A 1,084-nucleotide genomic window follows, 5' to 3' on the forward strand; every position below is an offset into this window, starting at 1 on the left:
GCAAGAATATCCAATAATTATTCCATTTATTTTATTGACAAACAGTTTAATGAATATATTTTAAGGAGCAACTATGTAAGAGGCGGTAAAGAATCAAACTGTAGAATATGTGATAAATGCGGAGCAGTTTTATATTTCCCTTTGCCTTTAAATAGTTGGTATCTTGTTGATAAGTCTATTCCAAATCCTATTTTATTTCTCAGTGCTTTAACAGGTATCATTGTAAATGATGAAATTTATCAGAAAGTTAAAAAATCCGGAATCAAAAGAATTGGATATGAAAAATTATCTGTATTACAAGAAAATAGATGGCTATGATAATTATTTTTGAATTAATAGTAGAGCAGTAAAAATTGTAACTTCGCAGTACGCGTTCTCTGAGGTGATTGTCCGTTCCGCTACTAAGGGCAGTATGAGGATAGTGAAACAGAAAGATATTGCGACCTAAGTACAGGAGCATATATTAGCCAAGAAATGGGGAATAATCCAACAATATAAATATGTAAGTCGAAGTAGATATATTGGCTCAATTTATGGAAAAAATCAATTCAATATTTAAGCTTAAATGTTAATAATACCAAGAAAAACAAAAAAATAATAGTGTTGTTTTGAAGTATTATACAGTGATAGGCTGGGATAATAGAAAAGAATATACTTCTCTTTTTAAAACCTTTATTAGGTTATTCAATGATTTTTTAGTGAAAGAATCAATAGGTTTTATTAACAAATTTGAGTTGAACTATGCTACAAAAATATAGTTTAGAAGATGTTAATACCAAAGAAGAAATAGTAGATGCCGTCGGTAACAATGCTGCCAATAGTGTATCTATTATTTACGGAAATAATGCACTGAATAAGATAAAAAAGGAGAGTGAAAAAGAGTTAATAGATTTAATTATCCATTTTAAAGAAGAAGTATCGGAAAGGATTGTCTTAAAACTTACAGAATTGGTAAATAGTCGCTCCTTAATGTTCTCTTAACATTTTGCGATTCAATAAAATAATATCAAAAAACAGTTGTATATATTTGCAGGAATTTGTATCTTTACAGTATAAAACCCTGCAAATTATGTTAGGAAAATTA

General features: G+C 28.4%; 2 protein-coding genes. Both read left to right on the top strand.

The annotated features are described in order from the left end of the window. The coding region (locus EII41_RS13600) for a hypothetical protein (protein ID WP_221620736.1) at positions 1–318 on the top strand (318 nt) is incomplete at its 5' end. A 423-nt stretch (positions 319–741) separates the two neighbouring features. Next, positions 742–981 carry a hypothetical protein gene (locus EII41_RS13605; RefSeq protein WP_124791005.1) on the top strand — a complete coding sequence of 80 codons (240 nt, stop codon included), beginning with the start codon at positions 742–744 and terminating at the stop codon, positions 979–981. Positions 982–1,084 lie beyond the last annotated feature (103 nt).

Source organism: Tannerella forsythia (assembly GCF_003860135.1).
GTDB lineage: Bacteria > Bacteroidota > Bacteroidia > Bacteroidales > Tannerellaceae > Tannerella > Tannerella forsythia_A.